Origin of the sequence: Streptomyces hokutonensis (assembly GCF_042751305.1) — a bacterium.
GTDB classification, from domain to species: Bacteria; Actinomycetota; Actinomycetes; order Streptomycetales; family Streptomycetaceae; genus Streptomyces; species Streptomyces hokutonensis_A.
This window is the reverse complement of the sequence record NZ_JBHYWD010000020.1, coordinates 1-19,338: the sequence shown is the minus strand read 5'-3', so window position 1 is coordinate 19,338 and position 19,338 is coordinate 1. Positions and strand designations below refer to the sequence as shown.

Below are 19,338 nucleotides of genomic sequence, written 5' to 3'. Positions count from 1 at the left end.
CGACTTCGGGCGGGGCCTGGTGATCCGGTGTCGTCACGGCGTCTCCTGTGCGGTCGTCTTGCGGAACTCGGCGGCGCGGGCGCGGAGTTGGTCCAGGCCTCCGCCGTCGGCCGCGTCCCCGACGAGGGGTGAGCCGACGCCGACGGCGAGGGCGCCCAGGTCGAGGTAGTCGCGGGCGGCCTGCGCGTCCACTCCGCCGACGGGCACGAACGGCACCTCGGGGAAGGGGTCTCGTAGGGCACGCAGATAGCCGGGGCCGCCGAGGGAGCCGGGGAAGAGTTTGATCGCGGCGGCTCCCCGCGCGAGGGCGAGTTCGATCTCGCTCGGCGTCAGGGCTCCCATCAGCACGGGTATGCCGTAGGCCGCCAGTCCGTCGACCAGTGCCGGGGTGACGAGGTAGGACGCGCCGGCCTCCACGGCGCGGTCGGCATCCTGGGCCGAGCGTACGGTTCCGGCGCCGACCAGCGCGTCGGGGCCCAGTTCGGCGCGTGCCTGCCTGATCACGGTCAGCGCGTCAACGGTGGTCAGTGAGACCTCGACGATCGTGATGCCCTCCTCGGCGAGGGTGACCACGGTGCGCAGGGCAGCGGCAGGGTCCTTGCCGCGCACGATCGCCAGCAGGCGGTGGGCTCGTAGGGATTCCACCAGGTTCATGGGAGCAAGGTCTCCTTGTGCGTGGGGTGCGAGGGCCTGACGGTGGTCACCATTCGGTGAACGCCCCGTCCCGGCCGCGCCATACGGGGTTGCGCCAGCGGTGTCCGGTCTCGGCAGCACGGCGTACCGTCTTCTCGTCGATCTCGACGCCCAGCCCCGGACGGGTGGAGGCGACGGCGTACCCGCCCTGGAACCGGAAGGGTTCGGGATCCATCACGTAATCCAGCAGGTCGCACTGCTGGTTGTAGTGGATGCCCATGCTCTGTTCCTGGATGAGGAAGTTCGGTACGGCGAAGGCGATCTGGAGGCTCGCGGCCAGGGCGATCGGGCCGAGGGGGCAATGAGGGGCCAGGGCGACGTCGTACGTCTCGGCCATGGCCGCGATGCGGCGGACCTCGGAGATGCCGCCGGCGTGCGACAGGTCGGGCTGGGCGACGGCGATGCCGCTCGTCATGACCTCGCGGAAGTCCCAACGGGAGTAGAGGCGTTCGCCGGTCGCGATGGGGATGCTCGTGGATTCCACCAGGCTGCGCAGGTGGCCCGAGTGTTCCGGCAGGACGGGTTCTTCGACGAACAGCGGGTGCAGCGGTTCGAGCAGGGGCAGCAGACGGCGTGACATGGCTGTGGAGGCCCGGCCGTGGAAGTCGACGGCGATGTCCCGCTCGTCGCCCAGCACTTCGCGGACGGCGGCTACGCGTGCGACGACCTCGGCGGTGCGTGCCGGGGTGTCGATCGGGGCGAGTTCGGCCGAGCCGTTCATCTTCACCGCAGTGAAGCCGGCCTTCATCTGTTCCTCGGCCAGCTCGGCGACCTCGCTGGGGCGGTCGCCGCCGATCCAGGCGTACATGCGGACGCGGTCGCGGACAGGGCCGCCGAGGAGGCGGTGCACCGGGACGCCGTAGGTCTTCCCGGCGATGTCCCACAGGGCCTGGTCGATGCCGGCGACGGCGCTGGAGAGGATGGCGCCGCCGCGGTAGAAGCCGCCCTTGGTGAGCACCTGCCAGTGGTCCTCGATGCGCAGCGGATCCCGGCCGACGAGGTAATCGGCGAGTTCGTGGACCGCGGCACGTACGGTCTCGGCGCGTCCCTCGATCAGTGGCTCGCCCCAGCCGGTGACGCCCTCGTCGGTGGCAACGCGCAGGAACAGCCAGCGCGGAGCCACCAGGAACGTCTCAAGTCCGGTTATTTTCAAGGAGTTTCCTTCGGCGGCGGGTCGGTCGCGACGTCGTCGGCGCGGTCTTCCTTGTCTTTCCGTGCCTGTACGGCTGCCAGGTCGTCGGTGGCCTGGGCCAGGAGTGAGTCGACGGCGGCCACGGCGGCGTCCGGGTCGCCGGCTTCGACGGCGTCGAGCAGTTTCTGGTGCACGGGGATGGAGTCGGCGAAGTGCCGGGCGCCGTGCACGATCCGGTCGCGCACGCGCAGGCCCGCCTCGATGACGACCTCCATCCGGCTGAGGAGTTCGTTGTGCGCGGCGTCCAGCAGGGCGCGGTGGAACGCCAGGTCCGCCTCGACCATCGCGTCCGCGTCCGTGCCCGCCGCCGCCATCGCGTCGAGCGCCTGGCGCAGTGAGTCCAGGTCGGCCGGGGTTCGGCGGGTGGCGGCGAGCCGGGCTCCGGCGGGCTCGACGATCGCGCGGACCTCGGCGAGGTCCCCCAGGAAACCGTCGGTGGGAGCACTGCTGCCCTGCCAGCGCAGCAGGTCGCTGTCGAGCAGGTTCCAGTCGGCGCGGGGCCGGATGGTCGTGCCGCGTTTCTGCCGTGATTCGAGCAGGCCTTTGGCGGCGAGCACGCGCAGTGCCTCGCGCACCACGGTCTGGCTGACGCCGAGTTCGGTTTGGAACTTGGCCGGGTCCACCACGGTGCCCGGGGGGTAGTCGCCGCGCATGATGCGCCGGCCCAGTTCTTCCACCGCTTGGCCGTGCAGCCCCCTACCGGGTTTGCTCACCAGGTTCTCCGTTTCCGTGTCGGTGCTGTTCGCGGAGGCCTCGTACGGCATACCGCGAGGTGCGCGGTGCTCACGAGGACTCCTTCATGACGCTCCATCCTCCATCGACCACGAGGCTGGCTCCGGTCACGTAGGAGGCGTCCGCCGATGCGAGGAAGGCGACCGCGGCGGCCACCTCCTCCGGCTGCCCGAAGCGCTTGGCCGCCGTGGCCGCCACACTGCGCGCCCGGTCGGACTCCGCTATGCCGTCCCACGCGGCGGTGAGGATGGGCCCGGGAAGCACGGTGTTGACCCGGATGTCCGGCCCGTACTCGACGGCCAACTGCCGCCCCAGCGAGCACAACGCACCCTTCGCGGCGGCGTAGGCGGCATGGCCGGGGATGCCGATGACCGCGTGAACCGAGGAGGTGAGCACCACGGACCCCGACGCCTGGCGCAGCATGGCCGCGAAGGTCTTCATCCCGCGCCAGGCCGGTTTGAGCAGCACGGCCATCTGACCGTCCCACTCCATCTCGCTCAACTCGTGGGCGGGCTTGTTGAGTTGGGCGAAGGCGTTGCTGTGCAGCACGTCCAGCCGCCCATGCTGCTCAGCGACATGACGGGCCAGGTTCTCCCAGTCGGCGGCCGAGGTCACGTCGCACCGTACGTACTCCGCGCGTCCGCCGCTCTCCCCGATGCTCGCGGCGAGTGACTTGCCCGCCGCGTCGTCCACGTCCGTGACCACGACGCTCGCGCCCTCGTCCGCCAGCCTTCGTGCCGTGGCGGCGCCGATCCCGTGCGCGGCGCCGGTGATCACCGCCACCCGCCCCGCCATCCTGCGGCACTCCGTCATCGCGTGCGTCTCCCCTCTGATGGCTGCTGCGTGCACCCACCATAGCTGTTTCAATTAATTATGAATATATCTTGACGGCATGGCGATGCCGCTCCGAGACTGACCGGCAGCAACAGGCACGTTCAGTACAAAGCCGAGGAAGGACCTCCTCCCATGAGCCGCACCACACACCTCCGCAGAAGCCGGGGCGCACTCGCAGCGACCCTTGCCGCCACCGCCCTGGTGATCTCCGCCTGCGGGGGATCGAACAGTTCGCAGGACAAGGGAGCCCAGGCGCCTGCCAAGCCCGGCCAGAAGGTCGACCTGCGCTTCTGGTCGTGGGTTCCCGGTGTCGACAAGGCTGTCGACAAGTGGAACGCCACCCACCCGGACATCCACGTCAAACTGGAGAAGATCCCGGCGGGCAGCAGCGGCGGCTACGCCAAGATGCGCGCCGCGCTCAAGAGCGGCAACGCGCCCGACCTGGCACAGGTGGAATACCAGGAGATCCCCTCGTTCCTGCTGGAGAACGGCCTGGTGAACCTGTCCCAGTACGGCGCGGACAAGGACAAGTCCAAGTTCGTGGACTGGCAGTGGCAGCAGGGAGTCTTCGACTCGAAGGTCTACGCGATCCCCCAGGCGTCCGGCCCGATGGGCCTGTTCTACCGCTCCGACCTGTTCAAGAAATGGAACATCACGCCGCCCGCCACCTGGGACGAGTTCGCCCAGGCCGCGCAGAAGATCCACGACGCCGACCCGAAGGCCTACATCAGCACCTTCCCCGCCGGCAACTCCGCATGGTTCACCGCACTCGCCTGGCAGGCCGGCGCCAAGTGGTTCGGCGTGAACGGGGACACCTGGACGGTGAACATCGACTCCCCGCAGACCCTCAAGGTCGCCGCCTTCTGGGACAAGCTGCGCAGCGAGAAAGTGATCAAGACCGAACCCGACTTCGCCAACGGCTGGTACAAGGACTTGCAGACCGGTGCCATCACCTCGTGGGTCAGCGCCCAGTGGGGCGACGCCATCATCAGCGGAAACGCTCCCCAGACCACCGGCAAATGGTCCGTCGCACCCATGCCGCAGTGGACGAAGGGCGCGAACGTCTCCGCGAACTGGGGAGGATCCTCCACGGCTGTCCTCAAAGGCGCCAAGCACATCCCCGAGGCCCTGAAGTTCGCCGAGTGGCTCAATACCGACCCGGCGAGCGTCGATCTGCTGCTCCAGGGCGGATACGGCTGGCCTGCGGGGGCCGACGCGTACAAGGGCTCCTCGCTGGACAAGCCGTCGAAGTTCTTCGGAGACCAGAAGTACAACGAGGTCTTCGCACAGGCGGACAAGAGCATCGACACCTCCTGGAAGTGGATACCGACGATCGACGCCACCTACCAGCACCTCAACGACGGCTTCCAGGCCGCCCTGGCCGGCAAGGGCACCTTCGTCTCCGCGGTCCAGCAGGCGCAGAAGCAGACCGTCGAGGACCTGAAGAGGAAGGGCTTGAAGGTCTCCACCGGCCAGTGACCGCCTCCGGAGGGCGCGACACGGCCGCCGCCGTTCTCCCCTCCGGACTCCAGAAAGAATCCTGATGTCCACCCGAGCGCCCCGCCGCCGCAGAAACCTGGTGCCCGTCGCCTTCGTCGCGCCATTCCTCCTTCTGTTCCTCCTGACCTTCGCCGTCCCCATCGGCTACGCCGTCTACCAGAGCGTCATGGATGTCGAGCACACCGGAGCCCTGGGGCTCGGCGGCAGCCACACCGCCTTCGTAGGGCTGCGCAACTACTCCGACGCGTTGTCCGACCACACCTTTGTGCGCAGCATCGGCCGCGTACTGCTGTTCGCGGCCGTCCAGGTGCCGGTGATGGTCGCGTTGTCCGCCGGACTCGCGCTGTTGCTGGACAGTGCCTCGGCCAGAGGCGTGCGGTTCTTCCGCGCCGCCTTCTTCCTGCCCTACGGCGTACCAGGAGTCATCGCGTCCATCCTCTGGGGCTTCCTGTACGTTCCGGGAGTCAGCCCTCTCGTGGACGGCATGCGCCACCTGGGCGTGTCGGTCGACCTCTTGGGCGGAAACACGGTCCTGTGGTCCATCGCGAACATCGTCACCTGGGAGTTCGCCGGCTACAACGTCCTGGTTCTCGTCGCCCAGTTGCGCACCATCCCCGCGGAGTTGTACGAGGCCGCCCGCATCGACGGCGCCAGCGCCTGGGCGACGGTCCGACACGTCAAACTGCCGCTGCTGCGCCCGGCGCTGATCCTCACCACGGTCTTCACCATCATCGGCACGCTGCAACTGTTCGCGGAACCGCTGGTGCTCAAGCCCGTCTCATCGAGCATCGACAGCGCCTACACCCCCAACCTCAGCGCCTACAACGAGGCGTTCACCAACGACAACTACCACCTCGCCGCCGCCGAAGCAGTGTTGCTCGCCCTCGCCGCGTTCGCGCTCTCCTTCGGGTTCCTGCGGCTGATCAACAGGAGAGGTGAGGACGCGTGAGTCTCCAGACACCGGCCCGCGAAGTCCCGCTGAGGGCCGAGTCGCCGGCATCCGACGACAGCACGGCGCCGCGCGGCGGCATCACCGGGGTCACCACGCGCAGTCGCATCCTCGTCACCGGCCTTCTCGTAGCGGCCGCCGGGTACTTCCTGCTCCCGGTGTACTGGCTAGCCGTGGCCTCGACCAAGTCCACCGGCAACCTGTTCGGCAGCTTCGGACTGTGGTTCTCCCATCCCCAGTTCCTGAGCAACCTGCACCAAGTGATCACCTACGACCACGCGATCTACCTGCGCTGGGCCGCCAACAGCCTGCTCTACGCGGGCGTCGGCGCAGGCGTGGCGACACTACTGGCCGCGATGTCCGGCTACGCACTGGCCAAGTTCTCCTTCACCGGCCGCGACACCATCTTCAACATCGTGCTGGGCGGCGTCCTGATCCCCGCCACGGCACTGGCGCTGCCCATGTACCTGCTGTTCAGCAAGGCAGGCCTGGCCAACACCTACTGGGCCGTACTGCTGCCGAGCTTCGTCAGTCCCTTCGGCGTGTACCTGTGCCGGATCTATGCCGCGGCATCCATACCGGACGAGCTGTTGGAGGCAGCCCGCATCGACGGCGCAGGAGAGATCCGCATCTTCACGGTCGTCGCTCTGCGCATCATGACCCCCGCCCTGGTGACGATCTTCCTCTTCCAGTTCGTCGGCATCTGGAACAACTACTTCCTGCCACTGGTCATGCTCTCCGACTCCAAGCTGTATCCCATCACCCTCGGTCTGACCTCGTGGCAGTCCTTCGCCGACCGCCAACCACAGCTCTACCAACTGACCGTCGGAGGTGCCTTCGTCTCCGTAGTCCCACTGATGATCGCCATGGTCGCCCTGCAGCGCTTCTGGCGCAGCGGTCTGACCGAGGGCAGCGTAAAGGGCTGACGCCGCCGGACCGAGCGGTCCTGTCCCTCACGACGGACCAAGTCGCCGTCCCACTCCCGGCTCGCGCCGATGTCGATGGTCGCCACCCTTGAATGACCACGGACGGGTGCTCGCACTGGCGTTGGCGTTGCGCGACTTCGCACGGCGCACGGCCGTACTCGACGAGGCTGCCTGTGCAGCCGTCGCCGACGCAGACCAGGGTCGTCCCATGCCACGCGTCGGCGCCAAGCCGCAGCAGGACCCTGGCAGCGCCGCGCTCCCTGGATGCCGGCTGCGACCGCCTCGCCGCTACGTCGCCCATGTCCGTGACCACGACCACCGCCACGCACCCCGTCGTCCTGCGGCATTCCGTCATCACGCACCTCTCCCCTCCCGCACTCACCTCGCCGCAGATGTTTCAATTAATTATGAATACATCTTGACTGCCCGGCGATGGCGCTTCAAGACTGACCGGCATGTACCAAGCACCCTCAGTACCGATCGGCAACCGACGGCGTCTGCGCCCGGCCGGGATCGCCTTCGGCGGCGACTACAACCCTGAGCAGTGGCCGGAGGAGGTGTGGGCCGAGGACGTCGCGCTGATGAAGGAGGCCGGCGTCTCCATGGTCACGGCCGGGATCTTCTCCTGGGCCAAGGTGGAACCAAGGCCCGGCGAGTACGACTTCACCTGGTTCGACCGGGTCATGGACAACCTCGCCGGGGTCGGCGTGGCCGTATGCCTGGCCACCATGACGGCGTCCCCGCCACCTTGGCTGTCCCGACTGCACCCCGAGATCCTCCCCGAGACCGCCGACGGCCGCCGCATGTGGCCCGGCGGACGCCAGCACTACTGCCCCTCCAGCCCCGTCTACCGTGAGCACGCCACCCGCCTGGTCGAGCGACTGGCCACCCGGTACGCCGACCACCCCGCGCTGGAGATGTGGCACATCGGCAACGAGTACGGCTGCCACACCCCACAGTGCTGGTGCGACGAGTCGGCGGCCGACTTCCGGCGCTGGCTGTCCGACCGCTACGGCGACGTCGAAACCCTCAACGACGCCTGGTCGACGGCCTTCTGGGCACAGCACTACGACACCTTCGACGAGGTGCTGCCGCCACGGCTTGCACCGACCTTCCCCAACCCCGCCCAGCAGTTGGACTTCGCCCGCTTCTCCGACGACGCGCTGTTGCAGTGCTACCTGGCGGAGAAGGAGGTCCTGCGGCGGATCACCCCCGACGTTCCCGTCACAACGAACTTCATCGGCGTCCACAAGCCCGTCGACGCCTTCCGGTGGGCCGCCGAGGAGGACGTCGTCTCGGTCGACGTCTACCAGGACCCGCACGACGAGGACACACGTGTCGCGGCGGGGTTCATCTTCGACGTCACCCGCTCCGCCCGCGCGGGACAGCCGTGGATGCTGATGGAGCAGGCGCCCAGCGCGGTCAACTGGCGTGAGCGCAACGGGCCCAAGCCGCCGGGCCGGATGCGGCTGTGGAGCTGGCAGGCTGTGGCCCAAGGTGCGGACGCGGTGCTGTACTTCCAGTGGCGCCAGTCCCGGGGCGGCGCCGAGAAGTACCACTCGGCAATGGTTCCGCACGGCGGCACCGACACCCGCACCTTCCGCGAAGTGCGCGAGCTGGGGCGGGAGTTGGCCTCCGTGCCACAGATCGCCGGCACCCGCTCGACCGCCGAGGTCGCCCTGGTACTGGACTGGAACAGCTGGTGGGCCCTGGAACTGGACTCGCACCCGTCCACCGCGCTCAGCCAGATGGACATCGCGCTCGCCCACTACCGGCCCCTGTTCGAGGCCGGAATCGCCTGTGACGTCGTCCCCCCGGACCGGGACCTGTCCGGCTACCGCCTCGTCGTCGCGCCCAACCTGTACCTGCTGAAGGAACGGGACGCCGAACGCCTCACCGAGTTCGTACGCGGCGGAGGCCACCTGTTGATGTCGTTCTTCTCCGGCATAGTCGACGACTGCGACCGGGTGCACCTGGGCGGATACCCGGCCCCACTGCGCGACGTACTGGGCCTGCGGGTCGAGGAGTTCTGGCCGCTGGCGGAGAAGGAGACGGTCGACGTCCGGCACGCGGACGGCACGGTCGGCCGCGCCGACCTGTGGTCGGAGTCCCTCATTCCCGAAGGCGCCCAGACGGTGGCCGAGTTCGACTCCGGACATCTTGCAGGGCAGCCGGCCGTCACCCGGCACTCCTTCGGCGAGGGACATGCCTGGTATGTCGCCACGCGTCTCGGACCGGAGGCCATGCGGTCCCTGACGGACGACGTGTGCCGTACGGCGGCCGTGGCCCCCGTGCTCCCCGGGCTTCCCGAGCACGTCCAGGCGACCGTGCGCGAGGGCGACGGCGGACGCTTCGCCTTCCTGCTGAACCACGGTCAGGAGGAGGTCGAGATCGGGCTCCCCGAGCCGATGACCGACGCCCTGTCCCCAGGGAGAACGTCCATCGACCGCATCACGCTGCCCGTAGCCGGAGTAGCCGTACTGACCACCGAGCCGTAAAAGGCCGAACAAGCCGCCAACACAAAGGGGAGGGGCAGTTCGCCCCTCCCCTTCTCACCGGCCCCCGTTCCGCAGGGTCACCGGCCCTTCGGACGCGCGGCCGTGCGGAACGCGTCGTAGACGAGCTTGGGCCGCTCCTCGGCGAACGTGAGCAGACCCATCACTGAAATGCCGTTGTAGGCCTGGTTGTAGCCGGCCCGCTCCTTGTAGTCCTTGAGAACCCAGTAGGTGAAACCGGCGACGAACCTGCGCGCGGCCGCCTGCGCCCAGTGCGCGGTGAAGCTCGCCGCCTGCCATTCCTCGGTGCCCTGCGTGGTGCCGGGGCCGTGGGTGCCGGCCACGGACCAGGTGCCGTTCTCCGTGATCAGGATCGGCTTGTCGGGGTACTTCGCGTGCACGGCGTCCAGCGTGGGGCCGAGGTCGGCGTCCTTGCCGTAGAAGTAACCGAAGTACTCGTTGAACCCGATCACGTCCGCGAGGTCGAAGGCGGGATCGTTGCTGGTGTTGGACGCCCAGGTCACGGGTCGGGCGGTGAGGTCGACCGCCTTCACGGCCGCCTTGAGGTCGGCGAGCCAGGCCCGGTAGACCGGGGCACCCTGGGCGTCGATCTCCGACTCGTTCTGGAGTCCCCAGAGGATCACCGAGGGGTGGTTGTGCTGGTTCCACGCCATCGTCAGGGCCAGGGCACGGGCGAGGCCGTAGCGCTCGGTCTGGAGCTTCTCCTGCGCGGTGTTGAGCCACATGGTGTCGATGTCGTCCATCACCAGCACGCCGTGCTCGTCCGCCCAGTCGTAGACGTAGGGGTGGCGGTTGTAGACGCAGTTGCGGATGAAGTTGGCGCCCAGTGTCGTGACGTGGCCCAGTTCGCGGTCGTACTCGGCCGGTGTCATCGCCCTGCCGTGCGCGGCCGTCTCCTCGTGCCAGTTGAGCCCCTTGAGGAAGACGGGCTTGCCGTTCAGCTTCAACTCCGCGTCGCCGACAGTCAGTTCGCGCATGCCGTACACGGTGGACAGGGTGTCCACCCTCGCGCTGGCGTGGTGCCCGGCGGTCAGGGTGGCGCGGGCGGTGAGCGTGTGCGGCGAGGCCGGGCTCCATCGCGGGGCGCCGGGTACGCGGAGTACGACCCGTACGACGCCTGCCGACCGGGCGGCGATCCGGGCCGCGACGACGGTGGGCCGGCCGCCGCTGTCCCGGCCGGGATCCAGCGTGAGCCGGCCGTCGAAGTCGGAGGTCCCGTGGTTCTCGACGACCGCGTGCGCCTCAAGGCGCCCGTTCGCTGCGGCGACGAGCAGCTTGGCGATGGTGACCTGCGGGACCGCCTCGATCCAGGCCGAGCGGGTCAGCCCCGCGTAGGGCCAGTAGTCGACGGGCTTGTACGGCACCTCGTACTCGTCGGTGACCGGCTGCGGAGTCGAGGCCGTGTAGTCCGTGTAGCTCGCCCGGCGGAAGACCCGGACGGCGATCGTCTGCCGCGTTCCGGGCCGCAGCGCCCCCGAAACCGGCAGCGCGAAGGGCGAGTTGGCGCCTTCGTGCTTGCCGAGGTGCGTGCCGTCGACCCAGACCTCGGCGCTGTAGCCGGCGGCCAGGAAGGCGATGCGCACATGTCGGGCGCGCCAGGACTCGGGTACGTCGACGGTGGTCCGGTACCAGGCGTAGCCGTCGCTGAACGCCGTGCCCTGACCGAAGGGGGCGGTCTCCGACCCGAAGTCCGGCGTGTCCAGCAGGTCCCAGGCAGCCGGGACGTCGATACGGCCCCACGCCCTGTCGTCGAGGCGCGGTGACTCCCAGCCTTCTTCGAGCCCCCGGTCCTCGGGGTCGAAGCGGAAGCGCCACCGCTTGTCCAGGGACAGGTAGTCACGCGTGGACTCGTGGGTGCGCCAGCCGTCGAAGGCCGGCAGCACTGCGCCGTACTGGAAGACGACGTTGGTCCCGCCGACATCCCGTACATGGGTGCCGGAGGGCTCGGTGGCCGGGTGGGTGTCGAGCACCGGGCCGTTCGCGGCGGCCACGGCCGTACCGTCTGCCGCTCGCGCCGTCGCCGGCCAGGCCGGCAGGGCGACGACGGCGGCGGCGCCGAGTGCCGTGACGACGGTGCGCCGGGACGGATGGATGGATTCGGTCATGACGGGCGGCTCCTTCAGGCACGTACGTGTTCGTCCGCCCCACAGCCTGGACAAGCCCGCCACCGTCGTCAAGGATTATTCATAAATAATGAATTGAGCTAGCGTGGTGCTGCCGAGCCGCCGACGGCGCCCTTCCGCACACGAACGACGGGTGACCCCATGACCACCGAATCGCAGCAAGCCACCACGCTCGAACCCACGCGCCGCCTGGCCATCACCCTGTGGGACTTCAGCTGGTACACACAGGCGGGACCCGGCGAACCCTTCGCCGACCTCGACCGCGCCTTCGCCGAGACGGTGGAGCGGGGCTTCAACACCGTGCGGATCTGCGCCATGCCTTTCCTGCTGTTCTCCGGACGCGTCGACTCCCCGGAATCTCTCCAAGTCCGCGGTCTGGGCGAGCAGTTCGGGCAGCGCACCCGCTGGTACAACGTGCGCGGCGGCTATCCGCTGGACGGCCGCCGACGGCTCGTCGAGCTGTTCGAGGCAGCCGCCCGGCACGACTGCAAGGTGATCGTGTCCTCGTGGGAGTACCAGCAGTCCCCCAGCTTCGCCGACACCGATACGTGGCACCGCGCCCTGGCCGAAGTGCCCGGCCCGGACCGCGCCGAGGCCGTGGCCGAATCACTCGCAGACCTGCTGGACTTCGTCGACCAGCGCGGGCTTCTCGACCGCGTCGCCTACGTCGAGGTGCACAACGAGGTCGACAACTGCTCCCTCGTACCGGCCGACGGCACCGCAGGCCACTACGCCCGGCTGCGCGGCCCCCTCGAACGCGCCGTCAAACTGCTGCGGGCCCGCCGCCCCGACATCCCCGTGACCTACTCGCTGGGCGAGCCCTGGCCCGCCGAGCTCGACGACCTGCCCGAGCAGGCGCAGATCGCGCACTTCCACTTCTACGTCTACGGCGTGCTCGGCGCGCTGTACGAGGCGGTGGGACTCGGTCACGGCACCGAAGCGGCGCCTGAGACCACCACGTGGCCGACCCCCGCACTGGCCGCCATGCTGCGCCCCGACGCGCCCGCCTTCGCCGACTACCAGCCGGACGAACCCTGGCGCCTGGCCGCCACCGGCATCCCACGCGAACTGTTCTACGCGCACGACTGGGTCGACCCCGACCGCTGGGACCTGTGGCTCTACGAGAACTATCCGGCACACCGGCAGGCGATGCGGGAGACCTTGGCCGGGTGGGTCGACTCCGTCGCCGAGTTCGCCCGCCTGCGCGGCATCCCCGCCGTCCTCGGTGAAAGCGTCGTCGGATACACCCCGCTCCTGACCCGTTTCGAGGAGGACGCCGTCGGCAAGGACATCGCGGAGTTCGTCGTCGACCGCTGCCTCGCCGCAGGCTTCCAGGGCGTCGTCCTCACCTCCAACGCGGCCCCGCACCACCCGATGTGGCACACGGACCGGGACTGGATGCGGCGGGTCAACTCCCGTGTCACAGCAGGCTGAACGCGATCCCGGGGCGGCCCGGAGTGCGGCCGGCAGACCGTGCCGTCCCAAGGACCAGGCAGCACACGAGCCGGCGGCCAGGAGAAGCATGGCTGACCCTGGCTTCCGGCCGTACGTCGGGCATCTTCGCCGCCGCCGACACTGCCCCCGGCACTTGGTGTCGCCTTGTCGGCCACACGCTCCGGCCCTGCGCCGTCCCCGGGGCGCCCGACGTCCCGGCGTCCTCTGCGGCCACCGCGCCATCGTCCGTCTCATACGAACGGGCTCGGGCGCCACCTAAGTTGGTGCCTTGGCTCGCAGAACGTGTCAACAACGCAGCAGACGTACGTCGACAACGGCGCCTGCTGGAGCCCACTCCCGCGACTCCATCGCCGTTGTCCGCGCCACCAACTCGCCGCTGAAGCCGCCGAAGGGGGCAGTCGGCTTCGACAAGACCGCCAAAGCACGCACCCGAACGCTCAAGCGGCGGGACGAGCACCAGCGTGCACGTCCCTGGCCCCACGGTGTGCCGCTGGCGCTCGTGGTCCTTCGGCCACCCAACGCCGGGGCGTCTCAACTGGATGGCACACCGAAGGGAACCGCCCGCAAGGCCGCAGTGTGACGCTACTCGACGACACGTGCACACTTCGCGCCGCACCGGGCCCGTCAGGGCTGCTTCCGCCGGCAGACACAGCTGGATCGACTGAAGGAATCCCATGTGCGCCACCCACGCTGCCGTCCGGGAAAAGGCGACGAAGCATGGCTGGTCAGGTGCGGAATCGACAGTGTTCCGCATAATGACAGCGGCATACGGCTAGTTAACGGGCACTCGGCCCAGGAGAGTCCGGCAATGTCTCGGTCACGTCGGCAGTACAGCGCCGGGACACCCGTTGGAGGGTTACGGCCATACGTTCGGTCGACACCGCGCGCGCCGTAGCCAGGTCTCTGTCAACGATCCAACTATGCAGAGCAGAAAACGCATCCTCATGCCGCTTGCTGTCCTCACGGCCGCGGTAGTGATCCCATCGGTCACCAGCACCGTCGCGGCGGCCGACCGCCCGGGCACCAGCGACTCCGCCCGCCCTGCCGCCGACTGGCCGGCTGCCAAGCGCGTCCAGCAAGTACGCGCCACCATCAAGGTCACCGGCAGCCGCGACTTCGACTTCACCCGCTTCGTCGGCACCGGCGCACTCGCCGGCGGGGACCAGGCCGAGAACCAGCCACCGATCCTGGAACTCGCCGACAAGGCCACCGTCTCGAACGTCATCATCGGCTCCCCCGCCGCCGACGGCATCCACTGCCGGGGCACCTGCACGCTGAAGAACGTCTGGTGGGAGGACGTCGGCGAGGACGCCGCCACCTTCAAGGGCACCGCCGCGAACCAGACCATGACGATCGACGGCGGCGGCGCCCGCAAGGCCGCCGACAAGGTGTTCCAGCAGAACGGCCCCGGCACCTTCGTCATCAGGAACTTCAAGGTCGACAACTTCGGCAAGCTCTACCGCTCCTGCGGCAACTGCAAAACGCAGTACCAGCGCCATGTCGTCCTCGACAACGTCACCGTGAAGTCCCCCGGCCTCGACATCGTCGGCATCAACTCCACACCGTACGGCGACACCGCCCGCCTCTCTCGCATCACGATCCAGGGCGACCCGGCGCGCAAGATCGTCGTCTGCCAGAAGTTCCGCGGCGTCACCTCGGGCGAACCCGCGAAGGTCGGATCCGGACCCGACGGCCGCAACTGCATCTACAAAACCTCCGACATCACCTACAAGTAGGAGCGCCACCGATGTTCACCCTCAAGGCACTCACCGCGTCGGTGGCAGCAGCCCTCGCCGCTCCGTTCCTGCTCGCCCCCTCCACCGCACAGGCCGCCGACAACTGCACCGCCTTCAACACCGTCAAGGCCTCCCCGTACTACCTCAACAACAACGTCTGGGGCGCCAGCGGCGCCACCGGCAAGCAGTGCACCTGGCTCAACTCCTACCGGGGCGGCAAGGTCAACTGGGAGACGTCCTTCGACTGGTCGGGCGGCAACCCGACCGGCGTCAAGGCATACGGCAGCATCGTGCTCGGCTGGCACTGGGGCTGGAAGGACACCACCACAAAACTGCCCGTCCAGCTCAACAGCCGCCGCAAGCTCACCTCCAACTGGGCCTTCGGCATCACCCAGAACACCCCGTCCGTCATGAACGTCTCCTACGACGTCTGGTTCCACCAGAAGTCCAACCCGACCTGGCAGGACCAGCCCCACGACGAGATGATGATCTGGCTCAACCGCCAAGGCGGAGCGGGCCCGTTGGGCACGAAACGCGAGCGGGTCACCGTCGGCGGCACGGCCTGGGACCTGTACGTCGGGAAGATCGTCAACAAGGACCAGGCGGGCAAGGTGGTCAGCAGCTGGAACGTCTACTCCTACGTCCGCGCCGCCAACACCAACTCGGCAACCACCGACATCACCGCCATGGCCAACGCCCTGGTCCAACGCCGGCTGCTGGCCAACACCGCATATCTGACCAGCGTCGAGGCCGGCACCGAAGTCTTCCGCGGGAAGGGCAAGCTGAGCAGCAGCTCGTACTCGGTGAGCGTGGGCTGAACCGACTGTATCCAGGGGTGTCGTGCGGACCGCCTCAGACCCACAGGCAATCCACACGACACCCCCCCGGCCGTCGACATCCGGCACGACCACGCCGGTGCCGCTCAGCACCGGCGCAGCGAAGGGGACCGTCCCGGCAGCAACAGGAGTGTGGAGCCGACCACGGGTCGCGCACCCCGGGAAGGTGATACGGCGACGCTGTCGACAAGGGAACCCTGCTGCCGGTACCGGTCACGAGCACTGGCACGGCCGGCCCCCTCCACCTGGGCACGGGCGGCCTGCCGAACATCGACAACCTCGGCTTCCTGGCCCCTTGGTCCGACGTGGTCTTCGCGGCGCGGAACGGCTCCTCCTCGAACAACGGCCGGGACAGGGTCGTTGTGATCTACCCGAACGGCATCTGCAAGCCCGTCCTCACAGGCGCGGACGGTCTCGCCTAGCCCTCTGCCATCGCGGTCCGCGGCGACCGGCTGTAGGTCACCGACGGCGGGGTCCCCGAGCCCCACGACCCGAAACTCCAGACAGCGAGGATCAACTTCGCTGGTCTCCTTGCCCACGCGGCACACTGACTCGACCAGGGCGGTATCCGGAGCACAAGCCCCCGGCTGCGATGGAGGAACGCCTCGTGCGGTACACGAAAGAACACAAACAGAAGACAAGGCAGCGGATCGTCGAGACGGCCGGTCGTCGCCTCAAGCGGGACGGCATCGACGGCTCCGGAGTCGCCACGCTCATAAAGGACGCGTGGCTGACCAACGGCACCTTCTGCGCCCACTTCGCGTCCAAGGACGAACTGGTCGCCACCGCAGTCGCCGACCAGATGTGCGCACAGCACGAGAACATCGTCGCGCAGGCGGCACCCGGCCGTGCCGGACTCGAACAGCTGATTCGCTGGTACTTCTCCACCGAGCAGCGCGACAACGTCGTTGACGGCTGCCTCAACGCCGCCCTGCTCGACGAGATCGGACGCTCCACGGATCCCACCAGGCAGGCGTACACAGACAGCGCTCTGATCCTCATCGACGGCTTCACTGCCCGCCTGGCACCCCATGACCCGCCGTCGGCACGTCTGAAGTCACTCAGCCTCCTCGGCATGATGGCCGGGACCCTGCAACTCTCCCGTGCCCTGACCGACCGGCGACTCGCCGACCAACTCCTCTAACAGGGCATCCACAACGCCCTCGCACTGCTCGATGCCGAGCAGCACGACCGCTCGCTTCAGTCGGTGACATGTCTTCCACGTCGGTAGGTGAAAACGGATGATCCCGGCCCGGCGCGATTGCGGTGAAGGCCACCCTCTTCGGGATCTGCCACACCGATGGCATCCGTATTCGCGGCTCGTCCCGCCCGGGGAGGCGCGTGCCCAGCCTGCACCCGGCCGAACGCGCCGCCCAGCCGGACGCCGGTCCTACCTCACCGGCTGACCTGGCCGGCCCCGGCGATGAACGGCGCATCCGGCGCCTGCCCGGGCTGGACTTCGGCCTGGTCTTCGGCAGCCTGAGCGCAGCCCTCAGCGCCCTCCCGATCAGGTGAGCGACCGCCCGCCGACGCGGTGCCCCTGCCGCAATGGGTGCGCTCCGAGTGGGCGGCGTTCGCCGACACCGGCAACCCCGGCCTGCCCGAGTGCGACACCGAACAGGGCTGTACCCCCGGCCGAAACCACCTCCACATCTGGGCGGACCACGTCTTCAACTCCCTCCCGCTGCGCCCGGCCTGAGTGCCACCGACACAGGAGCGAGGCCTGGCCGTGTACGCGCCCACCCTTCAGATCGAACGCCCGGCCGTGAACTTCTAGACGACTGGTCTACTCTGGTGTTACGGTTCTTGCATGCCAGTCGCCACGCGCACCACGGACACCCGTCGGATCATCCTCGACACCGCCCAGCGGATCATGGCTCGCAAGGGTTACTCGGCTGTCGGTATCAATGAGGTGCTCGCGGAGGCCGGCGTACCGAAGGGGTCCTTTTATCACTACTTCGCCTCGAAGGACGCCTTTGGCGAAGCGATCCTGAAGAGCTACTTCGCGGACTACCTCACAGATATGGACGGTATCCTCGCCCGCTCCGGCCAGTCGTCGGCCGAGCGGCTGATGGCCTACTGGCAGCAGTGGCGGGAGACGCAGAGCATTGAGGACTGCCAGGGCAAGTGCCTGGCCGTGAAACTCGGCGCCGAGGTCGCGGACTTGTCCGAGTCGATGCGCCTGGCCCTGAAGGAAGGCACGAGCGCCGTCGTCGACCGCATCGAGCGGACGATCGCCAGCGGCCTGGAGGACGGCTCCCTCTCGGTCGACGGAGAAGCCCGCGATGTCGCACAGGCCCTGTACGACATGTGGCTCGGCGCCAGCGTCATGGCCAAGATCCACCGTAGTCTGTCTCCGCTCGACACCGTCACAGCGACAACCCGCAGGCTTCTGCACCTGTAGACGGCTCGCGCCTCATGCCCGGTCCGGTCATGGGGACACCAGTTTCAGCGTCACTAGTAGACTGGTCTAATCACACAAGGAGTGTGTCATGAAGGTTCTGATCGTCCTCACCTCGCACGACGAGCTGGGAAACACCGGCCACAAGACCGGGTTCTGGCTGGAGGAACTGGCGGCTCCGTACTACCGCTTCAAGGAGGCCGGCTGGGAGATCACCCTCGCCTCCCCGAAGGGCGGACAGCCGCCGCTGGACCCCAAGAGCAACGAACCCGACTCCCAGACCGACGACACCCGGCGCTTCGAGGCCGACCCCGAGGCGACCAACGCACTGGCCAACACCGTGCGCCTCGACGCGGTCTCGGCCGGCGACTTCGACACGGTCTTCTACCCCGGCGGACACGGGCCGCTGTGGGACCTGGCCGAGGACACCGTCTCCGCGCGGCTGATCGAAACCACTCTCCGCTCCGGCAAGCCGGTGGGACTCGTGTGCCACGCACCCGGCGCCCTGCGCCACACCGTCAACGAGGACGGCACCCCGCTGGTCTCGGGCAAGAAGGTGACCGGATTCGCCAACTCCGAGGAGGAGGCCGTCCAGCTCACCGACGTCGTCCCCTTCCTGGTCGAGGACGAACTCACCAAGCTCGGTGGCCTCTACTCCAAGACCGGCGACTGGCAGCCCTACGTCCTGCAGGACGGTCTGCTGATCACCGGGCAGAACCCGGCTTCCTCGGCTCCCGCAGCCGACGCCCTGATCGAGTTGGTCAACAAGGGCGGCGTGTGAGTTGAAGTGACCCCCTGAGGTCCGACACTTCCGTTTTATGCCGCGAGGTCGAGGCGTTGCCGATAGCGGGTCCGTGCCTGGTGCGGGGTGAGGTAGCCGATGGTCGAGTGGATCCGCTCTCGGTTGTAATACTGCGCGATCCATCCGAATACGTCCTGCCGGGCCTGCATCCGGGTCGGCCAAGCCGTGGTGCCGATCTCGGACTTGAGTACGGCGAAGAAGCTCTCCGCAGCCGCATTGTCGAAGCACGAGCCGGTTCGGCCTGTACTCTGCCGGACGTCCAACTCCACCAGTGTTTCCCGGAATTGACGAGACGTATATTGCGATCCGCGGTCGGTATGGAAAATCGCGTTACCGGCCGTATGCCCGCCGGCGTGGGCCATGCGAATGGCGTCATCGACCAGCTGGGTGCGCATGTGGTCGGCCATTGACCAGCCCACGACTTCACGCGTGCACAGGTCGATCACCGTGGCCAGGTACAGCCATCCCTCGGCTGTGGGCAGGCACGTGATGTCGCCGACGAGCTTCAGGCCCGGCATCGGCGCGGTGAAATCCCGCTGAATGAGGTCGGGGGCCGGTGGCGCCGTGCGATCCGGTTTCGTCAGCGACCTTGGTTTCCGGCGCGTTATCCCGGCGATCTGCCGTTCCCGCATGACCCGCGCGA

Annotated in this window: 18 protein-coding genes; 12 read left to right on the top strand and 6 right to left on the bottom strand. The window is 68.3% G+C overall.

Going from position 1 to position 19,338, the window contains the following annotated elements; genetic code table 11:
- Window positions 1-33: 33 nt before the first annotated feature.
- The 4 genes from ACFXC1_RS37995 to ACFXC1_RS37980 all read right to left on the bottom strand — a co-directional run bounded on the left by ACFXC1_RS37995 (window position 34) and on the right by ACFXC1_RS37980 (window position 3,430).
- Window positions 34-654 carry a bifunctional 4-hydroxy-2-oxoglutarate aldolase/2-dehydro-3-deoxy-phosphogluconate aldolase gene (locus tag ACFXC1_RS37995; RefSeq protein WP_381251626.1) on the bottom strand — a complete coding sequence of 207 codons (621 nt, stop codon included), beginning with the start codon at window positions 652-654 and terminating at the stop codon, window positions 34-36.
- 46 nt (window positions 655-700) lie between these two features.
- Window positions 701-1,846: a galactonate dehydratase gene (dgoD, locus tag ACFXC1_RS37990; protein WP_381251624.1), complete on the bottom strand. Its 1,146-nt coding sequence runs from the start codon at window positions 1,844-1,846 to the stop codon at window positions 701-703.
- Window positions 1,843-2,601 carry a FadR/GntR family transcriptional regulator gene (locus tag ACFXC1_RS37985; RefSeq protein ID WP_381251818.1) on the bottom strand — a complete coding sequence of 253 codons (759 nt, stop codon included), beginning with the start codon at window positions 2,599-2,601 and terminating at the stop codon, window positions 1,843-1,845. The genes dgoD and ACFXC1_RS37985 overlap by 4 nt, the downstream gene beginning before the upstream one ends.
- 67 nt (window positions 2,602-2,668) lie before the next feature.
- Window positions 2,669-3,430 carry an SDR family NAD(P)-dependent oxidoreductase gene (locus ACFXC1_RS37980; protein ID WP_381251622.1) on the bottom strand — a complete coding sequence of 254 codons (762 nt, stop codon included), beginning with the start codon at window positions 3,428-3,430 and terminating at the stop codon, window positions 2,669-2,671.
- 153 nt (window positions 3,431-3,583) lie between these two features.
- Here ACFXC1_RS37980 and ACFXC1_RS37975 point away from each other — a divergent pair, with 153 nt between their 5' ends.
- From ACFXC1_RS37975 to ACFXC1_RS37960, 4 genes are all read left to right on the top strand, one after another.
- Window positions 3,584-4,930 (top strand): ABC transporter substrate-binding protein, encoded by a 1,347-nt coding sequence (locus tag ACFXC1_RS37975; protein WP_381251620.1) that lies wholly within the window; start codon window positions 3,584-3,586, stop codon window positions 4,928-4,930.
- Between the two features lie 64 nt (window positions 4,931-4,994).
- Window positions 4,995-5,900, top strand: a complete 906-nt coding sequence (locus ACFXC1_RS37970; protein ID WP_381251618.1) for a carbohydrate ABC transporter permease — start codon at window positions 4,995-4,997, stop codon at window positions 5,898-5,900.
- Window positions 5,897-6,826 carry a carbohydrate ABC transporter permease gene (locus ACFXC1_RS37965; RefSeq protein ID WP_381251616.1) on the top strand — a complete coding sequence of 310 codons (930 nt, stop codon included), beginning with the start codon at window positions 5,897-5,899 and terminating at the stop codon, window positions 6,824-6,826. Before ACFXC1_RS37970 ends, ACFXC1_RS37965 begins: the two co-directional genes overlap by 4 nt.
- Window positions 6,827-7,281: 455 nt before the next feature.
- Window positions 7,282-9,324: a beta-galactosidase gene (locus ACFXC1_RS37960; RefSeq protein WP_381251614.1), complete on the top strand. Its 2,043-nt coding sequence runs from the start codon at window positions 7,282-7,284 to the stop codon at window positions 9,322-9,324.
- Window positions 9,325-9,401: 77 nt separating this feature from the next.
- On the opposite strand, the gene ACFXC1_RS37955 is transcribed toward ACFXC1_RS37960, so the two are convergent.
- Window positions 9,402-11,447, bottom strand: coding sequence for a glycoside hydrolase family 2 protein (locus ACFXC1_RS37955; protein WP_381251612.1), 2,046 nt, complete (start codon window positions 11,445-11,447; stop codon window positions 9,402-9,404).
- Window positions 11,448-11,606: 159 nt separating this feature from the next.
- On the opposite strand from ACFXC1_RS37955, the gene ACFXC1_RS37950 reads away from it, so the two are divergent.
- From ACFXC1_RS37950 to ACFXC1_RS37915, 8 genes are all read left to right on the top strand, one after another.
- A complete protein-coding gene (locus ACFXC1_RS37950; RefSeq protein ID WP_381251611.1) occupies window positions 11,607-12,899 on the top strand; it encodes a cellulase-like family protein in 1,293 nt (430 codons plus the stop codon).
- A gap of 941 nt (window positions 12,900-13,840) precedes the next feature.
- Complete coding sequence (locus ACFXC1_RS37945) at window positions 13,841-14,656, top strand: pectate lyase (RefSeq protein ID WP_381251609.1); 816 nt, start codon at window positions 13,841-13,843, stop codon at window positions 14,654-14,656.
- A gap of 11 nt (window positions 14,657-14,667) precedes the next feature.
- Window positions 14,668-15,474 carry a GH12 family glycosyl hydrolase domain-containing protein gene (locus ACFXC1_RS37940; RefSeq protein ID WP_381251607.1) on the top strand — a complete coding sequence of 269 codons (807 nt, stop codon included), beginning with the start codon at window positions 14,668-14,670 and terminating at the stop codon, window positions 15,472-15,474.
- A gap of 610 nt (window positions 15,475-16,084) precedes the next feature.
- A complete protein-coding gene (locus tag ACFXC1_RS37935; protein ID WP_381251605.1) occupies window positions 16,085-16,636 on the top strand; it encodes a TetR/AcrR family transcriptional regulator in 552 nt (183 codons plus the stop codon).
- A 197-nt stretch (window positions 16,637-16,833) separates the two neighbouring features.
- Window positions 16,834-17,007 carry a hypothetical protein gene (locus ACFXC1_RS37930; RefSeq protein WP_381251604.1) on the top strand — a complete coding sequence of 58 codons (174 nt, stop codon included), beginning with the start codon at window positions 16,834-16,836 and terminating at the stop codon, window positions 17,005-17,007.
- 19 nt (window positions 17,008-17,026) lie between these two features.
- The gene (locus tag ACFXC1_RS37925; RefSeq protein WP_381251602.1) at window positions 17,027-17,191 is read left to right on the top strand and encodes a hypothetical protein; all 165 of its coding nucleotides are present in this window, start codon (window positions 17,027-17,029) and stop codon (window positions 17,189-17,191) included.
- A gap of 111 nt (window positions 17,192-17,302) precedes the next feature.
- Window positions 17,303-17,896, top strand: coding sequence for a TetR/AcrR family transcriptional regulator (locus ACFXC1_RS37920; protein WP_381251600.1), 594 nt, complete (start codon window positions 17,303-17,305; stop codon window positions 17,894-17,896).
- Between the two features lie 88 nt (window positions 17,897-17,984).
- Window positions 17,985-18,674 carry a type 1 glutamine amidotransferase domain-containing protein gene (locus tag ACFXC1_RS37915; RefSeq protein ID WP_381251598.1) on the top strand — a complete coding sequence of 230 codons (690 nt, stop codon included), beginning with the start codon at window positions 17,985-17,987 and terminating at the stop codon, window positions 18,672-18,674.
- Between the two features lie 35 nt (window positions 18,675-18,709).
- Here ACFXC1_RS37915 and ACFXC1_RS37910 read toward each other — a convergent pair.
- On the bottom strand, window positions 18,710-19,338 hold a 629-nt coding region (locus tag ACFXC1_RS37910; RefSeq protein WP_381251596.1), incomplete at its 5' end, for an IS3 family transposase.